Raw genomic sequence first — 21,238 nt, 5'->3', positions numbered from 1 at the left:
GTTCGTGGACAATAGGCAGGCTGAGTGCCGCGAATGGCCCGCGATGCCGGAACGCCGCGGGCGACGAACCCGGTGGCCCATGCCGGGGATATCGAATGCGCGGGCGCATGTACCGCGGCGCAAGTACAACAACGAGTGAAAGATTATGAGTGAGCAAAGCGATCTCGAGCGCGATGTCGCACAGCTGCTGGTGACGTCTCTGGATCTGGACGATGTCGCTGCCGCGGAGATCGAACCCACGGCGCCGCTGTTCGGGCCGGAGGCCGACGGCCTGGGCCTCGATTCGATCGACGCCCTGGAAATCGCGCTGGCCGTGAATCAGGCCTATGGAATCGAGTTGCGCGCCGACGACGAAGCCAACAGCCGCATATTCGCCACGCTGCGATCGCTGAGCGCGCATATCGAGCGCGAACGCGCCGAGGCTTGAGTTTTTTGTCGCCGGGCGCGGTTACACGTTGCTGATGCATCCCGCAGGCACGCCGAACGCGGGCGCAGCCGGACATCGCGGTGCGGGCCGGCCCGGGGCCGGGCGCTGATTCATGCGACGTCTGGGCTTTGTCGCGGGCCTCGTGCCGCTGCTCTATCCGGTGCTGGTCCACGCCGCGGTGGTGACGGGCTGGCCCGGGCTGCGCTTTCTCGCCCTGGCGGTGCTGATCGTCAATGTGCTCGGCCCGTGGTTGATTCGCCGGCGACCGGTGGCCTGGCTGGCGATGTTCGTTCTGATCGCGATCGCCGCGCTCAGCGTGCATACGGTGGACGCGCTGGTATTCTTCTATGCCACGCCCGTGCTCATCTGCCTGGCGCTGGCCTGGTTGTTCGGCCGCACCCTGCTGCCCGGCCAGACCCCGTTGATCACGCTTGTGGCACGGGCGATCCGTGGCCCTCTGCCGGGCCCGGTGGCGCGCTACACGCGCGCGGTGACCATTTTCTGGTGCGCCACGATGCTGGTGATGGCGCTCGCCAATCTATGCCTGGCGCTGTTCGCATCCGCCGAAATCTGGTCGCTATGTGCGAATTTCCTGAACTATCTGATCGTGGGATTGCTGTTCGTGGCTGAATGGTTCGTGCGTCGGCGCGCCATCGGTGAGTACGAGCACATGAGCTGGCGCCAATACATGGCCGCCCTGCGGCGCATCGACTACCGCGATCTGCGACATGGCTGAGTCGGCCCGGGCTTTGCTTGCCGATTACCGTCCCGGGCGTGGGTTCGCCTGGCGCCGGGGCGTGCCCGTCAGCGCCGCGGCGGCGCTCGCGGATATGCGATCGATGGCGGACGCGCTCGCCGGCCGCACCGCGTTTTTCAATCTCTGCGACGATCGTTATCTGTTTACCGTGGCCTTTGCCGCCGGCTGCTGGGCCGGGGCGCTGAATCTTTTGCCGCAGACACGCCAGGCCGCCACGCTGGACCGGATCCGCGCGCGCTATCCGGGGGCGATCGCGGTCGACGATGCCTGGGTGGCGGCTCGGCTCGGCGGCGAATCGCCGCCCATGCCGGCTCCGCCGGAAATCCCGGCCGCGCGCACGGTGGCGGTGGTGTTCACCTCGGGCAGCACCGGCGAGCCGGCGCCGCAACGCAAGCGGTGGGGCGATCTTGCGATCGGAAGCGCGCTGTTGCGGCGCCGGTTCTTCCCGGCGACGCCGGCCATGAATGTGGTCGCCAGCGTGCCGCCCCAGCATATGTACGGCCTGGAAAATTCGGTGCTGCTGGCCTTGCACGGCGGGTTCGCCGCCGACAGCGCCCGCCCGTTCATGCCCTGGCAGATCGCCGATGCGCTCGCGCGCCTGCCCGCGCCGCGGGCCCTGTTCACGACCCCGATCCAGCTCAAGGCCTGCCTCGACGCCGAGGTCGCGCTGCCGGCCGTCGCGCGCATCATTTCGGCGACCGCGCCGTTGTCGAGCGCATTGGCCGCGGCCGCCGAACGGCATTGGCACACGGAAGTCCACGAGATCTACGGCAGCAGCGAGACCGGCAGCATGGCCAGCCGGCGCACGGCCGAGGACGATCGCTGGCAGCTGTATGACGGCCTGCAGCTGGCGCAGGACGATGAGCAGGTGGTAGTGCGCGGCGGCCAGCTGCCGTGCCCGGTGGTGTTGGCGGACGAGCTGGACGTTCTCGACGCGACATGTTTCCGACTGATCGGGCGCTCGGCGGATATGCTCAAGGTGGCCGGCAAGCGCATATCGCTGGCCGGGTTGACCGCGGCGCTGCTGGATATCGAGGGCGTCGAGGATGCAGTGGTATTCGCTTCACCCGAGGCTCCGGCCGCGGAGCGTCCGACCGCGCTGGTGGTGGCGCCGTCGCGCACGGTGCGCGCGCTGGGCGCCGAACTGGCGCAACGCGTGGATCCGGTCTTCGTGCCGCGGCCGCTGGTCAAGGTCGAGCGGCTGCCACGCAACAGCATTGGCAAGCTGGCGCACGCCGATGTCGTGGCGGCCTGGCGCGCCGCGCGGCGCCCGGAGCGCGTCGTCCGTGGCTGATCACGTGTTTTCGGTCGCAGCCGATCACCCCTGCCTCGACGGGCATTTCCCGGGGGCGCCGATTGTGCCCGGTGTCGTGCTGCTCGACCACGTCGGCCGTGCGGCGGAGCGCCGGTACGGCGGCCGCATGCGCCGCATCCTGCGCTGCAAGTTCGTGGCCGCGCTGTATCCGGAGCAGCGCTGTGTCGTCGCGCTCACAGCCAAGACCGGCGACCGCCTGCAATTCGCCTGCACCGGGCCGGCCGGCTGTGTCGCCCACGGCGTGATCGAATGGAGTGCCCCAATCGATGGCTGAAGCCTGGACCCGCCGTACCGAGCGCAGTCACCCGTTCGTGCTCCATGCCATCGCATGGGTGGCCCGACGTCTGGGCCGGGGCGCGGCCCGCGCGATGCTGCATCTGGGCGTGGCTTACTACATGATCGCCGCGCCGGCCGCGCGCCGCGCCTCGCGGGATTATCTCGCCCGGGTGCTTGCGCGTCGCCCGCGCTGGCATCACAGCTACCGCCATTTGTATGCGTTCGCGACCGTATTTCTCGATCGCATGTATATGCTCGGCGGCGCCGATTCGCCGTTGTCGATCACCCATCATGGGGTGCAGTCGTTTCGCGATTGCGTGGAGCGCGGCCAGGGCGGGATCATCATGGTGTCGCATCTCGGCAGTTTCGAGGCGCTGCGTGCCCTCAGCGACCGGCGCGACGACCTGACCGTGCGCATCCTCATGAACTGGGCGACCGGGGCGAAGATGAACGCGGTGCTGCAGAAGCTCGATCCGGGTTTCGGCGATCGCGTGATCGACACCGCAACCGCCGATGTCGATCGGGTGCTCAAGGTCAAGGCGGCGCTCGATCGCGGCGAGATGGTCGGCATCATGGCCGATCGCGTTCATGCGGGCGAGCGCACGGTGGACTGCGATTTCCTCGGCGGCACGGCGCCGTTTCCGGCGACGCCCTGGCTGCTGGCCGGCATGCTGGGCGTGCCGGTGTTTCTCGCCTTCGGTCTGTATCGCGGCGGGGGGCATTATGACCTGTACTGCGAGCAGTTCAGCCCCGGCCTGTCGCTGCCGCGCGGCGAACGCATGCAGCGTACCGGCGCCTGGACCCAGGCCTACGCCGATCGGCTGGCTGAGCACGTGCGCCAAGCCCCGTACAATTGGTTCAATTTCTATCAGTTCTGGCACTGAGCCCGCCGCGCGTCATCGCCCGAGGCACGGGCACAGCGCGCGCCGGCCGGACCGCGTGAGCATGACCGCATGGAGCATCGAGCGATGAAGCCAATGGCCATCCGGGCCTATACCGCGACCACCGCCGTGGGCGCCGGGTGCGACGCACAGTGGCAGGCGCTGCGCGAGCAACGCAGCGGCCTCGTGCGCTGCGATTTCGACGGCGCGGATCTGGCCACGTGGATCGGCCGCGTGCCCGGCTGCGAGGAGGTCGCGCTACCCGCGGCATGGGCGGACTGGCATTGCCGCAACAATCAGCTCGCCGAGCTTGCGCTGCAACAGGATGGCTTCATCGATGCGGTGGAAACCGCCAAGCGGGCATACGCGCCCGAGCGCATCGGCCTGTTCCTGGGCACCAGCACCTCCGGCATCGGCACCACCGAGCGCGCCTACCGCGAGCTGGCCGATGGCCGCTTGCCGGCGTGGTTCTCGTTCGAGCATACCCATGACTATTTCGCCCTGTGCGGCTACGTGCAGCGGCGGCTCGGCCTGGCCGGCCCGGCGTTGACTGTGTCCACGGCCTGTTCTTCGAGCGCCAAGGTGTTTGCGTCCGCGGCGCGGTCGATCGAAGCGGGATTCTGCGACATGGCGGTGGTCGGCGGCGTCGACAGCCTCTGTCTGACCACCCTCTACGGCTTCGCCTCGCTGCAGCTGACATCGCCCGAACCCTGCCGGCCCTGGGATGCCCATCGCCGCGGAATCTCGATCGGTGAGGCAGGCGGTTTCGCACTGGTCGGCCCGGCGGCCGGCGCAGCGTCCGGGCCGCGCGTGATCGGCGTGGGGGAATCGGCCGATGCGTATCACATGGCGGCGCCCGAGCCCGAGGGGCGCGGCGCGGCGCTGGCGATGCGGCGCGCGCTCGACAGCGCCGGCCTGGCCCCCGGGGCCGTCGATTACATCAACCTGCACGGCACCGCGACCCCCGCCAACGACCAGGCCGAGGATCGCGCGGTGGTCAGCCTGTTCGGCGCCGCGACGCCGGCCTCCGCCACCAAGGGCTGGACCGGGCATACGCTGGGCGCTGCCGGTATTGTGGAGACGGTCATCGCCTGTCTCGCGATCGCGCACGATTATCGCCCGGCGACCCTGAATACGCGGGACCTCGATCCGGCATTGCGGTGTCGTTTGCTCACGGCGCCCGAGCCCGGCGGGGTCCGTCGCGTGTTGAGCAACACCTTCGGCTTCGGCGGCAGCAACTGCAGTCTGTTGCTGGCCGCGGAGGACGTCTGATGCAGCGCGCGTATCTGCATGGCCTCGGCATCGCCGGGCCCGGGCTCGACGGCTGGCCGGCGGCGCGCCCGGTACTGGCCGGCGAGACGGCTTATACCGGCGAGCCGCTGGCCCCGTTTCGCACCCGGTTGCTGCCGCGCAATGAGGCGCGCCGGGCCGGTGCTGCGGTACATCTGGCGTTTCGCGTGGCCGAACAGGCCAGCCAGGGGCGCGATGCGTCGACGGTGGCGGCGGTGTTTTCGTCGTCGGCGGGCGATATCGATATCGCCGACCAGCTTTGCGCGGCCGTCAACACGCCGGAGCGTGCGATTTCGCCCACCCGTTTTCACAACTCGGTGCATAACGCGCCCGCCGGCTACTGGAGTATCGCCACCGGCGCGCGTGAACCCTCGACCAGCCTGTCGGCCGGGGCGGGCGGATTCGCCGTCGCCCTGTGCGAAGCCTGGGGGCTGCTGGCGCAACGCCGACGCCCGGTTTTGCTGGTGTGCTACGACATGGACGGCACCGGCATGCTGGCCGAGGCGCGCCGCGATATCGGCGCGACCTTCGCCATGGCCTGGTGGCTGGACACGCGTGCCGACGGGGCCATGGCCGCCATCGATCGGCCGCAACCGGTGGACGACGCGCCGGCATCGATGGTTGGGCCGGAGCTGGAGCGGCTTCGATACCTGAACGCCAGTGCGCGTAGCCTGCCGTTATTCGCGGCGCTGGCCGCGAATTTGCCGGCCGCGCCAGTCATCGAATCGGAACAAGGGCACTGGCGCGTGCCGATCACGCCGCTGTGAGCGCGGTGCGAGTGGCCGGACTCGTCCCCCATGCCGGCATGATGTGTCTGCTAGACGAGGTCGTCGCCTGGGCCGACGACTGCATTCATTGTCGCAGCCGGCTGCCTGCGCCGACGGCGCATCCGCTGGCCGATCGCGGCGTGATGCCGGTAACTGCGCTGATCGAATACGCGGCGCAGGCGACCGCGGCCCACGGTACGTTGCGCGCCCGTGCGGCTGATGGCATGGGGCCGGCCGCTGGCGGGCGGCTGGTGGGGCTGCGTCATATCGAGTTGCTGGCCGACGCCGAAGCCGTGGCCGGCCTGGCCTCGATCGATATTCACGCCGAGCGCCTGATGGCGGATGCCAGCGGCTCGATCTATGCATTTCGCGTGGTTGCCGGCGTGCGTGACCTGGTGCGCGGACGCCTGACAATCCGAACAGTCGCGGCAGACTGAGACCCGCCACGCGCACGGCGCAAGCCGCGGCCACAAAAAAGCCCGGCCACGCATGGCCGGGCTTTTCGCCGATCGCGCCGCGATCAGTCGTCGCCGGCGAATACACCGAGCAACTGAAGCAGGCTGATGAACAGATTGTAGATCGTGACGAACAGCGTCAGGGTGGCGCGAATGTAATTCGTCTCACCACCGTGAATGATCTCGCCGGTCTGGTAGACGATCAGGCCGCTCATCAGCAGCACGAACATCATCGACACCGCGAGCGACAGGGCGGGGATGGAAAACAGCACCGCGATCAGGCTCATCACGAAGGCGACCAGGATGCCCATCGTGAGCATGCCGCCCCATTGGTTGAAGCGCTTGCCGGAGACCAGTGCGTACCCCGACATGCCGACGAAGATGGCGCCGGTGCCGCCCATGGCCATCGTCACTAACTGCGGCCCATTGGAAAAGTGCTGCAGGTACATGTCGATGATCGGGCCGAGCGTGTAGCCCATGAACCCGGTGAAGGCAAAGATCGACACCAGGCCCCAGCCGCTGTTCGCGGTGGCCTGCACGAGAAACATCAACCCGAACATGCCGACCAGCGTGATGATGAAGCCGGGATAGGGCAGATGCAGTGTGGCCGTGGCCCCGGCAACAACTGCCGAGAACAGCAGCGTGGCCGACAGCAGCATGTAGGTGTTGCGTAACACACTGTTGGTGGCCAGCGCGGTCTGCGCACGTGCGGTATAGGTCGAATTTTCGACGCTCATCATTTACCTCGTTATCAGCTTGCTGCAAGGCTAGCACGCTGTGTCGTGCGTGCCATATCTGGGTGGCAGATGCAGCGATGCTGCGGTGTTTGCCTGCCGCCCAGTAAGACCGCGCACGCGCGGTAAAGTTGCGTCGCCGGCGCTAAAACTCGCCGCCGACCCGCCGTTATCGTAATATTGCCTGTGTTTGCCGAGGGGCCGTGATGGGCCGCAGGGGGATGGTGGAACGGGATCTAACGTCATCGGGCGCGCTCGCCCGTATGCTGGGGGGTCTATCGATTCGACGCCAGCTCATCGGCTCGGTCGCGCTGATCCTGGTGCTGTTCGGCGCGTCCTGCGTGATCAGTCTGATCGCGCTGGCGAGCGTGAACCGCGCGCGCTTGAACGCCGGGCGGACCCATGCGTCGCTGGCGCGTGCTCAGGAGCTGGGGACGGCGATCACCGCGCAGGAATCCGCGCTACGCGCCTACGTCCTGACTGCCTCGAAGCGCTACGAAAACCAGCTGCGCGGCGCGAACGCCGCAGTCGAGAACCACCTGCATCAACTGCAGGACGCGGGGGTGCACGACCGGGCCAAGGAGCAGCTGCTCAGCAAGATCGACCGGCTCGAATCGAGCTGGCAGGCGCAGGTGGCCGAGCCGGTGATGGCGCGCGTGGATACCGGTGCCATGCAGGCGGCACGCCAGACGCTGGTTCACGGCGCAAGCGTGGCCTATTTCGACCCCATGCAGCAGGCGTTGTCGGATTACCGCACGCAGCTCAAGCGCGATCTGTCGGGGCGCAATGCCGAGGTGGCGCAGCGCCAGTGGGTCGCGGATGCCACGCTGGTGAGTCTGCTCGTCGTGGGCCTGATGATCGGCCTGGCCACCGTGACCGGCGTGCGCCGGCGCATTGCGGGGCCCTTGTCCCAGCTTACCGACATCACCGGACGTCTGGCGGACGGCGAGCGCAACGTGCAGGTGCGGTTCCAGCATCGCGGCGACGAGATCGGCGCGATGTCGCGCGCGCTGGAGAAGTTTCGCCAGATTATTGTGCGCCAGGATCGCGATTACTGGATCCGCGATCACCGCGGGCGCGTGACGGCCATGCTCTACCATGCTGCGGACGAGCGGGAACTGGGCCAGAGCCTGTTGCGCGACCTGGCGCCGCTGATGCATGCCGGCTATGCCGCCATGTTCACGCGGGCGTCGCTCGAAGATGACGAGGCCGATTTCAATCTACTGGCGGCGTATGGCTATTCGCCCGAGGCCGAGCAGCGGTTCGCGCCCGGCGAAGGCCTGGTGGGCGCCGCGCTGGAAACCGGGCGCCCGGTCGAGTTGACCGACTTGCCGGCCGGTTACATCACGATCCGTTCCGGGCTGGGCGAGGCGCGGCCGAGCATTTTGTTCGTCGCCCCGGCAATGATCGCGGATCGCGTGGTCGCCGTGATCGAACTGGCCCTGTTCCACCCGCTGACGGAAACCGAGCGCGAACTGCTGGATACGTTGCTGCCGAATATCGGCATGGCGGTGTTGACGCAGATGCGCGCGCGGCGAACCGGCGAATTGCTGGCCCAGAGCCGGCAACAGATGCAGGCGCTCAGCCGTTCGGAAAAACGGCTGTCGGAGCAGCAGGCGAGCCTCCAGCGGGCCAATACCGAACTGCGGGCGCAGAGCGAGGAGCTGTCGTCCCAGGCGACCGAGCTGCGCGCGTCGGAGGAAGAGCTGCAGTCGCAGGCCGACGCATTGCAGGCGGCCAATGCGGATCTGCGCGACAAGCAGGAGGAGCTGTCGGCCCTGCATGCCGAGGCCGAGGAGCGCGCCGAGGAGCTCGAACGGGCCAGTGCCTATAAGTCCGATTTTCTGGCGAACATGTCGCATGAGTTGCGCACCCCGTTGAACAGCCTGTTGATCCTCTCGCGCAGCCTGGCCGAAAACGAACCGGGCAATCTCGACGAGGAGCAGGTCGAGGCGGCACGCATCATCCATGATTCGGGCACCGGTCTGCTGGCATTGATCAACGACATCCTCGATCTATCCAAGATCGAGGCCGGCAAGATGCGGGTGTTGACCGATCGGGTGGACACCGCCGGTTTCGCGGCGCGCATACGCCGCCAGTTCGCGCACATGGCCGAGGCCCAGGGATTGGCGTTCGAGGTCGAGTTGAGCGCGGACGCGCCCGCGCAACTCGTCACCGACGCCGGCAAGCTCGAGCAGATCGTGCGCAATCTGGTGGGCAATGCCCTCAAGTTCACGCGCGAGGGGCGGGTCGACGTGCGTTTCATGCGGCCGGCCGCCGATGCCCGCTTCGAGTGCGACGAACTGGCGCACGACAATGCGTTGGCGATCCAGGTCCGTGACGACGGAATCGGCATTCCGGCGGATCACCTGGAAGGCATCTTCCATGCCTTCGAACAGGTCGACGGCAGTAGCAGCCGCAATTACAGCGGGACCGGGCTGGGGCTGTCGATCACTCGTGAGTTGGTAGGCCTTCTGGGCGGCGAGGTGCACGTACAAAGCACGCCGGGCGAGGGCAGTCGCTTCACGGCCTTCGTACGCACGGATCTCGCACCGGCCGGGGAAGCGGCCGAGGAAGTGAATCGGGCCGAAGCGGATGCGGCGCCTGAAGCGCTCCCACCCGCGGCCAACGAACCGCCACGGCCGCGGCGCCGCGCGCGCCCGGCAGGACAGGCGCCGCGAGTGCTGATCGTCGATGACGACGCGACCTTCGCGGATATCGTGTGCAAGACCGCGCGCCAGCGCGGTTTCGAGGCCGAAGCCGCGGGCGACGGCCGGCGCGCACTCGCCGCCATCGCCGAGTGCGCGCCGGATGCCGTGATTCTCGATCTGGGGCTGCCGGGCGAGCTCGACGGCTGGGCTGTGCTCGACCGGATCAAGGCTGACGCGGACACACGCGACATCCCCGTGCACATCGTGTCGGCGGCCGACGACACCGGGCGGTCGGCCAGCGCCGGCGCGGTCGGCTATCTACGCAAGCCGGTGACGCGCGACAACCTGGAGACGCTGCTGGCGCGTGCGGAAACGCTGTCCGGACGCAAGGCCCGCCGCGTGCTTGTGGTCGACGACGATCCGGATGCGCATGCAGCGATTGCGCGCCTGCTGCGCAGCGAGCAGGTCTCGACGGTCGCGGTGGATTCCGGCGCGGCGGCCCTGTCGCGGCTCGACGAGGAAACCTTCGACTGCCTGGTGCTGGATCTGAAGCTGCCCGACGTGTCCGGTTTCGATCTGCTGGATACCATCGCCAGACGGGCCGATGCACCGCCGGTGGTGGTCTATTCGGCGCGCGATCTGTCGGCAGAAGAAACCGAGCGCCTGCGCGACTACACCGACAGCATCGTGATCAAGGGTAGCCACGCGCAGGATCGGCTGCTGGACGAGATCTCGTTGTTCATGCATCGCCTCGCGCCGCCGCCCGCGCCGGTGAGCACGCCCGCCGCGCCGCCGGCCGATGCCCGGGCGCCCGGGCTGGTCGGCGCGCATGTGCTACTGGTGGACGATGACATGCGCAACACCTTCGCGCTGTCGCGATTGTTGCGGGGCCATGGGGTCGAGGTCACGATGGCCGCCGATGGCTTCAAGGCGCTCGATCGGCTGGCCGGGGCCGAGCGCCTCGATCTGGTGCTGATGGACATCATGATGCCGGGCATGGATGGCTACGAAACGATCCGCCGTATCCGGGATGGCTCGAATCATCCGCGGGTGCCGATCGTGGCCCTGACCGCGAAGGCCATGAGCGGTGATCGCGAGGCCTGTCTCGCCGCCGGCGCCGACGATTATCTGTCCAAGCCGCTGGACGTGGACGATCTGCTCGGGCGCATGAAGGCCTTGTTGTCATGAGCGATCCGGTGGCCACCGAAGACCGCGCGCTCGATCTGTTCGTGCTCGCCTTGCATGCCTGCCATGGCTACGACTTTTCCGGCTATGCGCGCGCCTCGCTCAAGCGTCGGGCCGAGCAGCTGGCAGCGGATCTCGGCGTGCCGGGTATCGGGCACCTGATTCCGCGACTGATTTATGAGCCAGCCGTGCTCGGCGAGGTGATCGCGCGGCTGTCGGTGCCGGTTTCGGACATGTTCCGGGACCCGGCGGTGTTCGCCGTGCTGCGCGAGCAGGTCTTGCCGGTGCTGTCGTCGTATCCGCGGGTGAACATCTGGCAGGCCGGCTGCGCCCAGGGCGAGGAGGTGTATTCCACCGCGATCCTGGCCGAGGAGGCCGGTCTGCTGTCGCGTTGTCGCTTCTATGCCACGGATATCAACGATCAGGCGCTGGCGCGGGCTGCGGAAGGCATTTTTGCGGCACGGCGTATCCCGGGCTTCGCCGCCAATTACGATCGCGCGGGCGGCCGGGGCGATTTCGCGGATTACTACCGCAGCCGATATGATCTGATACGGATGCGGCGGACGCTGCGCGATCGCGTGGTCTTCGCGCATCACAATCTCGTGACCGACGGCGTCTTTGCGGAAACCCACCTGGTGATGTGCCGTAATGTCCTGATCTATTTCTCACAGGCGCTCAAGGAGCGTGTATTGCGCTTGTTTGCCGACAGTCTCGTGCGCGGCGGGTATCTCGTGCTCGGCACGCGGGAGACGTTGCAATTCTCTTCACTCGCATCCTGTTTCGAGGCCGTCAGTGACACTCATCGCATCTACCGGCTCAAACGGGCGTGGCCGCCACATGAAGCCTGAGCTCTCGGTGCAGGCGCTCCGCGCGGCGGTTTCGACGCCGCGCGCGACCGGGCCGGTCGCATGGCCGTGCACCGGTGCCGGCTCTGCCCGGAGGCAGCGCGCCTATGTCTGACCCCGAGCACAGCGATCAGCCGGCCTCCAAGGTTCTCGTGGTCGACGATCTGTATGCCAACCGCGTGGCCATGCGCCGGGTGCTCAAGCACCTCGACGTGAGCGTGATCGAGGCCGGCAGCGGCAACGATGCGCTCGCCGCCTGCCTGGATCACGAGTTCGCCTTGATCCTGCTCGATGTGCAGATGCCCGGCATGGACGGCATGGAAGTCGCGGAACTGCTCAACGGGGAACAATCCACACGCGATACGGCCGTAATCTTCGTCACCGCGGATTCGAGCGACGACATGGATCGCCTCAAGGGCTATCGCCTGGGCGCCGTGGACTACATCACGAAACCGATCGACGAACGCCTGTTGCAGGCCAAGGTCTGTAATTTCGTCGAGCTGTACGACAGCCGCCGGGCGCTGCGGCGCGCGCGCGACGAACTGGACGCGGTGAACACCCAACTCCGTGGCGAGATCGACATCCGGCGCCGCGCCGAGGCGCGCGCCCAGCATCTGGCCACGCACGACGCGCTCACAGGGCTGCCCAACCGCCTGTTGTTCGTGGATCGCTTGAGCAGCATGACCAAACGCGCGCGCCGTCGGTCCGGGCGTTTCGCGATCGGCTACATGGATCTGGACGGCTTCAAGCCGGTCAACGATGCCTACGGCCATCGCGCGGGCGATGTCGTGCTCGAGCACGTGGCGCGCCGGCTCGAGCAGACGCTGCAGGATGTCGACACGGCCGCGCGCTTCGGCGGTGACGAGTTCGCCCTCCTGATCGAGGACGTCGAATCCGAGCCGTCGTGTCTGGCCCGTTGTCGCGACCTGCTCGACGCCCTTTCGGCGCCCATCGCGGTGCCCACATCAACCGGGGAAATCGATGTCGCAATCAGCGCGAGTCTGGGCATTGCCTTTTACCCCGAGCACGGTGGCGACGCCGACGAACTCATGCACAATGCCGATTCCGCCTTGTATCGCGTCAAGCATGAAGGCAAGGCTGGTGTGCGCCTGTTTCAGGCTCGCGATGACATCCGGCCCACGCCCGCATCGCACTCCGACCGCATACTGCAGTGATGTATCGCCCGGCGCCGAGCGGTTCAGTCGACGGCGTCTTCGGCGGGGCCGGTGAACGGTTCGGTATGCTCGTCCGGCGCCTGGCCGACCAGTTGATCGACCCGCAGTTCCGCGCTCTTGAGCATGGTCTGGCACTGGCGCGCGAGCGTGACACCGCGCTCGAACTTGGCCAGGGCCTGTTCGAGGCTGATATCGCCGGCCTCAAGCGACTCGACCAGCGACTCCAGTTCCGCGACCGAACTCTCGAAGGCCGCCAGCGGCGGGGCGTCGGTCGTGTCGGCTTCGGCGGTTGCCGCGTTATCGGATTTGGCTTTACTCATGACAGGAAGGCCCGGGTGATTGCGCCGGAAGTTTAGCGTGTCATGCAAGCTTATGCCGATGGCGCGATCGTGGTTCATCTTGCCACGGTCGGGCCAAACGCTTAACGTGCCGGCCGGTACGACTATTCGTTTTTCACGAGGCGTGGATGGCCAGTCAATACGATGCCGCCGATATCGAGGTCCTCACCGGACTCGACCCCGTTCGCAAGCGGCCGGGCATGTATACCGATACCGCGCGGCCCAATCATCTGGCCCAGGAAGTCATCGACAACAGCGTGGACGAAGCACTCGCCGGGCACGCCAAGGCGATCGACGTCACCTTGCATGCCGATGGCAGCCTGTCGGTAGTCGATGACGGCCGCGGCATGCCGGTCGATACCCACAGCCAGCACGGCGTCTCCGGAGTGGAGCTGATCCTCACGCGGCTGCACGCGGGCGGCAAGTTCTCGAACAAGCAGTACCAGTTCTCCGGCGGTCTGCACGGGGTGGGCGTATCGGTGGTCAACGCCCTGTCCACCGAACTGATCGTGCAGGTCTGGCGCGGCGGCAAGCATTACGAAATGCGTTTCGCCGGCGGCTACAAGACCCAGGATCTGACCGAGATCGGCAGCTGTGCGAAGAGCAAGACCGGCACGATGCTCAAGTTCTCGCCCGACGAGAGCTATTTCGACAGCCCGCGCTTCGCGACCGGCCGCCTCAAGCATCTGCTGCGCGCCAAGGCCGTGTTGTGCCCGAATCTGCGCGTGCGCTTCGTCGACGAGGCGGCCGAGGAAGACCTCGTCTGGCAGTATGCCGACGGGCTCGCCGATTACATGGCGGATGCGCTCGAAGGCGTGGACACCGTCATCTCGCCGGCCTTCACGGGGGGCGTGAACGAGGGCGGCCAGGCGGTCGACTGGGCCCTGACCTGGATCGCGCCCGAGCAGCCGGGCGTGGATGCGGTGGCCGAGTCCTATGTCAACCTGATTCCGACCGCTGCAGGTGGTACGCACGTGAACGGCCTCCGATCGGGCCTGACGGAAGCCGTGCGCGAATTCTGCGAATTCCGCAACCTGTTGCCCCGCGGTGTGAAGATCGCCCCGGAGGATGTCTGGTCGGGTTGCACCTATGTGCTGTCGGTGAAGATGAACGAGCCGCAGTTCTCGGGCCAGACCAAGGAGCGGTTGTCGTCGCGCGATATCAGTGGCTTCGTGTCCGGCGCGGTCAAGGATGCGTTCTCGCTATGGCTGAACCGGCACGCTGAAACCGGCGAAACCCTGGCCCAGCAGATCATCGGCAATGCCCAGGCACGGGCGCGCTCGGCCAAGAAGGTCAAGCGCAAGAAGGTGACCCAGGGCCCGGCGCTGCCCGGCAAGCTCACCGACTGCGTGACCGATGACCCGGCGCGGTCCGAGCTGTTTCTGGTCGAGGGCGACTCGGCCGGCGGCTCGGCCAAGCAGGCCCGCGATCGCAACTTCCAGGCAGTGATGCCGCTGCGCGGCAAGATCCTCAATTCCTGGGAAGTCGAGCCGGCGGACATCATGGCCTCGAACGAGATCCACGATATCTCGGTCGCGCTTGGCCTCGATCCCGGCTCGGCCGACCTCACCCGGCTGCGCTACAACAAGATCTGCATCCTGGCGGATGCCGATTCCGACGGCCTGCACATCGCCACGCTGCTGTGCGCGCTGTTCGTCAAGCATTTCCGGCCCTTGGTGGCCCACGGACACGTCTTTGTCGCGATGCCGCCGTTGTTTCGCATCGACGCCGGCAAGGAGGTGTTCTATGCGCTGGATCGCGACGAGCGCGACGCCATCTTCAAGCGCCTGGAGAACGAGAAGAAACAGCGCAAGATCAGCGTCACCCGCTTCAAGGGCCTCGGCGAGATGAGCGCCTTGCAGCTGCGTGAGACCACCATGGCGCCGGATACGCGTCGTCTGGTCCAGCTCGGCATCGAGCCCTCGGCCGAGGCGAGCGCGAATGTCGACGAGATGCTGGACATGCTGCTGGCCAAGAAACGCGCCGCCGACCGGCGCGATTGGCTGGAGGCCCGGGGCCACGAGGCCGAAGTGGACTGAAAAACTCGACCCACGATGTCCGGGGATGTCAGGGCCTGTTGCCGTTTCGTACACGTGCCGCGTTGGAGACCGCAAATCGTGTCCGGCAAGGCGCGAGTCGCCGATCGTGGTGTGCCACGATCAAGACTTGTAACGCCGCCGGGCGCGATTTGCGGCCCAACCCGAAGGGACAAGCGCTGTTTTGCGGCAATCCAGCGTTGTAGCTCTCTCGCGTAGAATGACTACGCCACGTTCGCTACGCCTCGTCTTGCCGCAAAACAGCGCTTGGCGCGGACTCGAACGAAACGGCAACAGGCCCTAGTACACAATAAATCAACGGCTTTGCTCAGGAGTGCGTCATGACCCAGCCCGTGTGTGTCATCCCCGGTGCCGGACCCGGCAACGGCCGGGCGCTGGCGCAACGGTTCGCGGCCGCCGGTTATCGGGTTGCGCTGTTGGCGCGCAATGACGAACGTCTCAACGAACTGGCGGACAATATCGACGGTGCCGTCGCTTATCCCTGCGATGTGGGCGACGGCGAACAGGTCGAGCGCGTGTTCACGGCGATCGCCGAAGACCTGGGAGCCGTCGACACATTGCTCTATAACGGTGGTGGCGCGGTATTCGGCAATATCGATCAGATTGGCCCCGAGCATTTCGAATCCGCCTGGCGCAGCAATGCGTTCGGCCTGTTCAACTGCGTACGCGCGGTGCTCACCGGCATGCGTAGCGCCGGCGGCGGGAATATCGTGATCACCGGGGCCACCGCCAGCAAGAAGGGCGGCGCCAACTTTGCCGGCTTTGCCGCGGCCAAGGCGGCCCAGTACAGCCTGGCCCAGTCGCTGGCGCGACAACTCGGACCGGAAGGCATCCATGTGGCGATCGCCATTGTCGATGGCGTGATCGATATCCCGCGCACCCGCGAAAGGATGCCGGACAAACCGGACGACTTCTTTCTGCAGCCGGACGCCATCGCGGAGTCGATCTATCACATCACCCGCCAACCGCGCTCGGCCTGGACCTTCGAACTGGACCTGCGGCCATTCGCAGAGCGTTGGTAGCCGGCGGAAGGGTGCGGTCGAAGTAACGCTGCGATGGTTATCCGACTCCCCTGAACAAACCTTGATCAGCGTGGCCGCGCCGCGTGCCTATGGGCTTGCGACCGACCCGGATGCGCGATCTCCAGCCGTTCAGTGGTAAACGCTGACGCGGTGTTCACCTGAACAGCGATTGCCTCGGTTTCTATTACGACTCACTGTAAAAACAGAGTCGTACAGGCCTCATCGATATCGGCACGTGCGTTGCTCCTGTTGTGGCAAGACAACCGGAGGAAAGGATCCGCACGATGAAAGCAGCCGTACTCAAGGCTTACGACCCAGAGGTCCACGACCGAAAATGGGTTCATTGCGCGCGAGCGCCGATCGCGCGGCGGCAACCCCGAGCCCGTATGTTGCCACTCGATCTGGCCGCCCGGGCGGCGCGCTACGGCGTGCCCATTCTGATTTGCGGGCAAATCGGCAGCGGCAAGGAACATGTCGCACGTCTGGCCGATAAGACCGATCGGGCAATATCCGGAAGCTTCGCAACGCAATCATCCCGGGCATGCTGGAAACCGCGACGGCCGTGATCGGTGCCGCCGAGGTCGCTCGGGCGCTGCCCCGGACCGGCTGACGTTCGATCCCGGCTTGCCGTGCGTGTCGTTGGGCGGGTACCTTTCTGCGGCCTGATACTGTCCCCAGGGCCGGCATACCGTCGGTCGCCCGGGAATAATCCGCCAGCGAGGCACGATGGCCACAACCTTCGAACATGAGAGCGAGCGCCAACCGCTCAACGCCTTTGCCGAAAAGGCGTATCTCGATTATGCGATGTACGTCATCCTCGATCGAGCCTTGCCGCATGTCGGCGACGGCCTGAAGCCGGTGCAGCGGCGCATCGTCTATGCCATGAGCGAGCTCGGCCTGTCGGCGGCGTCCAAGCCGAAAAAAGCGGCGCGCACGGTCGGCGACGTGATCGGCAAGTTCCATCCGCACGGCGACTCGGCCTGCTACGAGGCCATGGTGATCATGGCCCAGCCGTTCACCTATCGTTATCCGCTGGTCGACGGGCAGGGCAACTGGGGCACGGCGGACGATCCCAAGTCGTTCGCGGCCATGCGCTATACCGAATCGCGCCTGACCGCCTATGCCTCCACGTTGCTGTCCGAGCTCGGCCAGGGCACGGTCGACTGGCGGCCGAACTTTGACGGCACGCTGGACGAGCCGGAAACGCTGCCGGCGCGGCTGCCGAATGTGCTGCTGAATGGCGGCACCGGGATCGCGGTCGGCATGGCGACGGATATCCCGCCGCACAACATCCGCGAGGTCGCCGCGGCCACGATCCATCTGCTGAACAATCCGGATGCCGATCTCGACGCGCTGATGGCGCACATGCCGGCGCCGGATTTCCCGACCGGCGCCGAGATCATCACGCCGACAGCCGAGATTCGCCAGATGTATGCCACCGGCAACGGCCAGGTGCGCGTGCGCGCGACGTACACGATCGAATCCGGCGAAGTCGTGATCAACGAGCTGCCGTACCAGACCTCGGGGGCCAAGGTGCTGGAACAGATCGCCGGGCAGATGACGGCCAAGAAGCTGCCGATGGTCTCGGATCTGCGCGACGAATCCGATCACGAGAATCCGACCCGGCTGGTGATCGTGCCGCGCAGCAACCGCGTGGACATCGAGGCGATGATGGCGCATCTGTTCGCCACCACCGGGCTCGAGAAGAATGTGCGCGTCAACCTCAACGTAATCGGGCTGGACGGCGCGCCGCGGGTCAAGAATCTGCGCGATCTGTTGTCCGAATGGCTGACCTATCGCACGACCACGGTCACGCGTCGCCTGGAACATCGCCTGAAGGCGGTCACCGACCGGCTGCATATTCTCGAAGGCCTGCTGGTTGCTTATCTCAACATCGATGACGTGATTCACATCATCCGCACCGAGGATGAACCCAAGCCGGTGATGATGGCTCGCTTCGCGATCACCGACGTGCAGGCGGACGCGGTCCTCAACCTGCGTCTGCGGCACTTGATGAAGCTCGAGGAGTTCAAGATCCGCGGCGAGCAGGAAGAGCTCGCGGCCGAGCGCGCCGATCTCGAGGCCACGCTGGGCTCCAGGACGAAACTCAATCAGCTGATTGCCGACGAACTCGCCGCCGATGCCGAGCAGTACGGCGACGATCGCCGCAGCGCGCTGGTCGAACGCCATCAGGCCAGGGCGCTGTCGGAGGCGGATCTTGTGCCCAGCGAGAACATCACGGTGGTGTTGTCGCGCGAGGGCTGGATCCGTTCGGCCAAGGGCCACGATGTCGACGCCATGGGCATGAATTATCGCACCGGCGACGAATATCTGGCCGATGCGGCGGGCCGCTCGAACGACAAGCTGATCGTGCTCGACTCGGCCGGCCGCAGTTACAGTCTGTCCGCGCACAGGCTGCCGTCGGCGCGTGGCCAGGGTGAGCCGCTCACCGGCTCGCTGTCGCCGGCCGACGGGGCGCGCTTCGTGGGTCTGGCGATCGGCGACGGGGATCTGGTCTGCGTGCTGGCGTCGACGGCCGGTAACGGCTTTGCCACGCGACTGGCGGATATGGCAAGCCGGCAAAAATCGGGCAAGGCCACGCTCACGCCGGGCAAGGGGGCGACGGCGCTGGCGCCGACGACGGTTGCGGGCGATGACCCGGAGGTCTGCGTGGTGACCACCGCCGGCCAGTTGCTGTGCCTGTCGCTCGAGGAGCTGCCGCAGCTGGCCAAGGGCAAGGGCAACAAGCTGATCGCGCTCAAGGCCGGTGAGGCCGTGATCGCGATTCAGGCGGTATCCGGCGACCAGACATTGGTGATCCACAGCGGCAAGCGCCACATGACGCTCAAACCCGCCGAGCGCGATGCCTATCGCGGCCCGCGCGCTTCGCGCGGCAAGCGCCTGCCGCGTGGCTTCACACAGGTCCAGCGCCTGTCGCGCCAGGGCTGAGGACGACCGGGACGATGCCGGGCGTGGGCCGGGTCGGCCCACGCGTCCGAAGGCGCGATCAGCCGATGGTTTCGCCGTGCTGGAGCGCCGCCGGGTCCGGCTCCTGAATGAAGTGGCCCTGGACGTAATTGACGCCGGCCTGCCACAGGCGCGCCATGCTGGCGGCATCCTCGATATGCTCGGCGATGAGCGGCACCCCGTGCTCACGGGCGAAATCGACCACCCTCTGCAGGCGCCCATTCTCGCTGTTCTGCTCCGCCAGCTGGCGCGCAAACGCCGGCGCCAGTTTGATGAACGACAGCGTGAGGTTTTCGAGCATCGCCGCATGGCTGCTCGACTCGCCAAAATGCGTCAGGGCAAAACGATAAGTCTGGCGATCGAGTTCGGCGGCCAGGCGACGCGTCGCGGCCACGTGTGAACGCGCGTCCGCTTCACGCACGCAGAATATGATCTGCTGGTGATCGATCGCGGCCATGGCCTCGTCCTCGGCCAGCCACTGGATGAATGTCTGCGCGCTGTCGAGCGTAGCGCTCGACAATTTGACGAACAGTGCGAGTTCGACATCGCGGGCGGCCTGTTCGGCGATCACGCGCGCCGCGCGCCGGGTCACCCAGCGATCGATCTCGGGCATCAGGCCCGCCTGCTCGGCGGCCGGCAGGAAGTTGGCGGGCATGATCATGCCGTCGTGATCGTCGACGTAGCGCAGCAGCACGTCGTAGTAGCGACGCTGGTCGCCGGCCAGGCTGGTCACGGTCTGGAATGCCAGCCGGAAACGATCCGAGACGAGCGCCTGTTCCAGCCGGCTCTGCCAGGCGTCGGAGCCAGCCTGTGCGTCGGCCATCGGATCGCCTTCGCACTCGCGAAACGCATCGCCGCCCGTTTCCCGCAGGCGATATCCAGTGTCGACCAGTTGCTGCAGCCGACGATCGTTGGCGGTGGATTCCGCCCCGAGCATGATCGCGGACACGCTGGCCGTGACATGCACCGAGCGATGATGACCGCCGAACTCGGTGTCGCCGATGGTGCGTACCAGGGTTTCCGCCATGGCCGAAACATCGGCCGGGGCCCCGCGTTCGATCGACAGGACGTATTCGCCCACGGCGAAGCGGAAGCAGCGATCGGCATCGGCCAGATTGTCGATCAGGAACAGGCTGACCTCCTCGAGCAATTCATCGGTGCTCGCCAGGCCGAATTGCTGTTGCAGTGCCGGCACGCCGTCGACCGCCACGAACACGAGGCCGCGCAGGCGGCCGCTGTCGGACCAGCGGCTGATGCTGGCCAGGTGTCGATGCAGGGCCATGCGCGCGTCGGCAATGGGGGTCGCGCCCAGAACCGGCATGCTGGTCGTTTCGATCGGTGCCAGCGACAGCCACTGGCTGCGGTCGGTGCCGGTATACAGATGCGCGGACAGCGGATGCGTGGCACCAGCGCTGGCCCGGCGCAGGATCACGCCGCGACCGGCTGGCCGGTCGGGGTCGTTCAGGCGCGCCTGGGCGGCGGACAGGCGCGCCGCGTCGGTCTTGGACAGCCAGCTGCCGAGCGCCTGCCCGTTGATGGCCGCGGCGGACTCGGCCCCGATCAGGTCGGCGAAATGGGGCGTCGCCCCGACGAGTGTGCCTCCGTCGAGGCGGGCTCTCGCGCCCTCGCTCTGTTGCTCGAGCTCGGCCAGGCGGCGTCGGTCGATGGCCAGATCCAGAGCGCGCGACAGCCGGGCGTCGATCAATTCCGCATCCTCGTCGATATCGATGCGCTGACAGACGCCGGCGCGCACACAGGCGCCGCGGGGCGGCAGACGCACTTCGGTGCCCGCCACCAGCAGAGGGACGCTGCCGGCGCCTTCCACACGCCGAATCAGCGTCGCGGTATCGAAGCGGTCGCCGTCGCGGCAGACCAGGGCGAGCAGGGCCAGCGGCGGATGCGCCTGGCTGGCGGCCGTATCGAAGTCATCAAACCGTTGGGTCGCCCAATCCCGGGGCGACAGCGTCTGCAGGCGAGCGGCCAATCGCCGGCTGGTGGCGTCATCGTCGCCAATCACGGCGATCAGTGCATTGGCGTTGGCGCTGTCGTTGCTTGCATTCGATCGATGTGCGTTGGTTGCGTCGGCAATAGCCATC

The 21,238-nt window shown here is 66.8% G+C and carries 17 protein-coding genes; 14 read left to right on the top strand and 3 right to left on the bottom strand.

The genetic code is table 11. From position 1 onward, the window contains the following. The first annotated feature begins 145 nt into the window (after positions 1–145). From SALB1_RS16130 to SALB1_RS16095, 8 genes are all read left to right on the top strand, one after another. The gene (locus SALB1_RS16130) at positions 146–427 is read left to right on the top strand and encodes a phosphopantetheine-binding protein (protein ID WP_109994772.1); all 282 of its coding nucleotides are present in this window, start codon (positions 146–148) and stop codon (positions 425–427) included. A gap of 112 nt (positions 428–539) precedes the next feature. Next, positions 540–1,163: a ketosynthase gene (locus SALB1_RS16125; protein ID WP_109994771.1), complete on the top strand. Its 624-nt coding sequence runs from the start codon at positions 540–542 to the stop codon at positions 1,161–1,163. Further along, positions 1,156–2,478 carry an AMP-binding protein gene (locus tag SALB1_RS16120; RefSeq protein ID WP_109994770.1) on the top strand — a complete coding sequence of 441 codons (1,323 nt, stop codon included), beginning with the start codon at positions 1,156–1,158 and terminating at the stop codon, positions 2,476–2,478. The genes SALB1_RS16125 and SALB1_RS16120 overlap by 8 nt, the downstream gene beginning before the upstream one ends. Continuing rightward, a complete protein-coding gene (locus tag SALB1_RS16115; RefSeq protein WP_179950677.1) occupies positions 2,471–2,773 on the top strand; it encodes a hydroxymyristoyl-ACP dehydratase in 303 nt (100 codons plus the stop codon). The genes SALB1_RS16120 and SALB1_RS16115 overlap by 8 nt, the downstream gene beginning before the upstream one ends. Continuing rightward, entirely contained in the window at positions 2,766–3,659 is an 894-nt protein-coding gene (locus tag SALB1_RS16110; protein ID WP_109994769.1) for a lipid A biosynthesis acyltransferase, read from the top strand. The genes SALB1_RS16115 and SALB1_RS16110 overlap by 8 nt, the downstream gene beginning before the upstream one ends. Before the next feature lie 84 nt (positions 3,660–3,743). After that, positions 3,744–4,928 (top strand): beta-ketoacyl-[acyl-carrier-protein] synthase family protein, encoded by a 1,185-nt coding sequence (locus SALB1_RS16105; protein ID WP_109994768.1) that lies wholly within the window; start codon positions 3,744–3,746, stop codon positions 4,926–4,928. After that, positions 4,928–5,713, top strand: a complete 786-nt coding sequence (locus tag SALB1_RS16100) for a beta-ketoacyl synthase chain length factor (protein WP_109994767.1) — start codon at positions 4,928–4,930, stop codon at positions 5,711–5,713. Before SALB1_RS16105 ends, SALB1_RS16100 begins: the two co-directional genes overlap by 1 nt. Then, a complete protein-coding gene (locus SALB1_RS16095) occupies positions 5,710–6,150 on the top strand; it encodes a phosphotransferase (protein WP_145961348.1) in 441 nt (146 codons plus the stop codon). Before SALB1_RS16100 ends, SALB1_RS16095 begins: the two co-directional genes overlap by 4 nt. A gap of 83 nt (positions 6,151–6,233) precedes the next feature. Here the strand turns inward: SALB1_RS16095 and SALB1_RS16090 are convergent, their stop codons facing one another. Beyond that, positions 6,234–6,905, bottom strand: coding sequence for a Bax inhibitor-1/YccA family protein (locus SALB1_RS16090; protein ID WP_109995504.1), 672 nt, complete (start codon positions 6,903–6,905; stop codon positions 6,234–6,236). Between the two features lie 203 nt (positions 6,906–7,108). On the opposite strand from SALB1_RS16090, the gene SALB1_RS16085 reads away from it, so the two are divergent. The 3 genes from SALB1_RS16085 to SALB1_RS16075 all read left to right on the top strand — a co-directional run bounded on the left by SALB1_RS16085 (position 7,109) and on the right by SALB1_RS16075 (position 12,758). After that, entirely contained in the window at positions 7,109–10,741 is a 3,633-nt protein-coding gene (locus SALB1_RS16085; protein ID WP_109994765.1) for a response regulator, read from the top strand. After that, complete coding sequence (locus tag SALB1_RS16080; protein ID WP_109994764.1) at positions 10,738–11,586, top strand: protein-glutamate O-methyltransferase CheR; 849 nt, start codon at positions 10,738–10,740, stop codon at positions 11,584–11,586. The genes SALB1_RS16085 and SALB1_RS16080 overlap by 4 nt, the downstream gene beginning before the upstream one ends. Positions 11,587–11,690: 104 nt before the next feature. Further along, positions 11,691–12,758: a diguanylate cyclase domain-containing protein gene (locus SALB1_RS16075; RefSeq protein WP_109994763.1), complete on the top strand. Its 1,068-nt coding sequence runs from the start codon at positions 11,691–11,693 to the stop codon at positions 12,756–12,758. A gap of 23 nt (positions 12,759–12,781) precedes the next feature. On the opposite strand, the gene SALB1_RS16070 is transcribed toward SALB1_RS16075, so the two are convergent. Next, a complete protein-coding gene (locus tag SALB1_RS16070) occupies positions 12,782–13,078 on the bottom strand; it encodes an exodeoxyribonuclease VII small subunit (RefSeq protein WP_109994762.1) in 297 nt (98 codons plus the stop codon). Between the two features lie 146 nt (positions 13,079–13,224). Here SALB1_RS16070 and parE point away from each other — a divergent pair, with 146 nt between their 5' ends. The 3 genes from parE (at position 13,225) to parC (ending at position 19,124) form a co-directional block, all read left to right on the top strand. Further along, positions 13,225–15,135 carry a DNA topoisomerase IV subunit B gene (gene parE, locus SALB1_RS16065; protein ID WP_109994761.1) on the top strand — a complete coding sequence of 637 codons (1,911 nt, stop codon included), beginning with the start codon at positions 13,225–13,227 and terminating at the stop codon, positions 15,133–15,135. A gap of 338 nt (positions 15,136–15,473) precedes the next feature. Continuing rightward, on the top strand, positions 15,474–16,175 hold the full coding sequence (locus SALB1_RS16060; RefSeq protein WP_109994760.1) for an SDR family NAD(P)-dependent oxidoreductase: 702 nt from the start codon (positions 15,474–15,476) through the stop codon (positions 16,173–16,175). Positions 16,176–16,901: 726 nt separating this feature from the next. After that, positions 16,902–19,124, top strand: coding sequence for a DNA topoisomerase IV subunit A (parC, locus tag SALB1_RS16050; protein ID WP_109994758.1), 2,223 nt, complete (start codon positions 16,902–16,904; stop codon positions 19,122–19,124). A gap of 58 nt (positions 19,125–19,182) precedes the next feature. Here parC and SALB1_RS16045 read toward each other — a convergent pair whose 3' ends face one another. Then, positions 19,183–21,237 carry an EAL domain-containing protein gene (locus tag SALB1_RS16045; RefSeq protein ID WP_109994757.1) on the bottom strand — a complete coding sequence of 685 codons (2,055 nt, stop codon included), beginning with the start codon at positions 21,235–21,237 and terminating at the stop codon, positions 19,183–19,185. Position 21,238: the final 1 nt, after the last annotated feature.

Source organism: Salinisphaera sp. LB1 (assembly GCF_003177035.1).
GTDB lineage: Bacteria > Pseudomonadota > Gammaproteobacteria > Nevskiales > Salinisphaeraceae > Salinisphaera.
The sequence above is the reverse complement of the archived record's forward strand: the minus strand, read 5'-3'. Positions and strand labels throughout refer to the sequence as shown.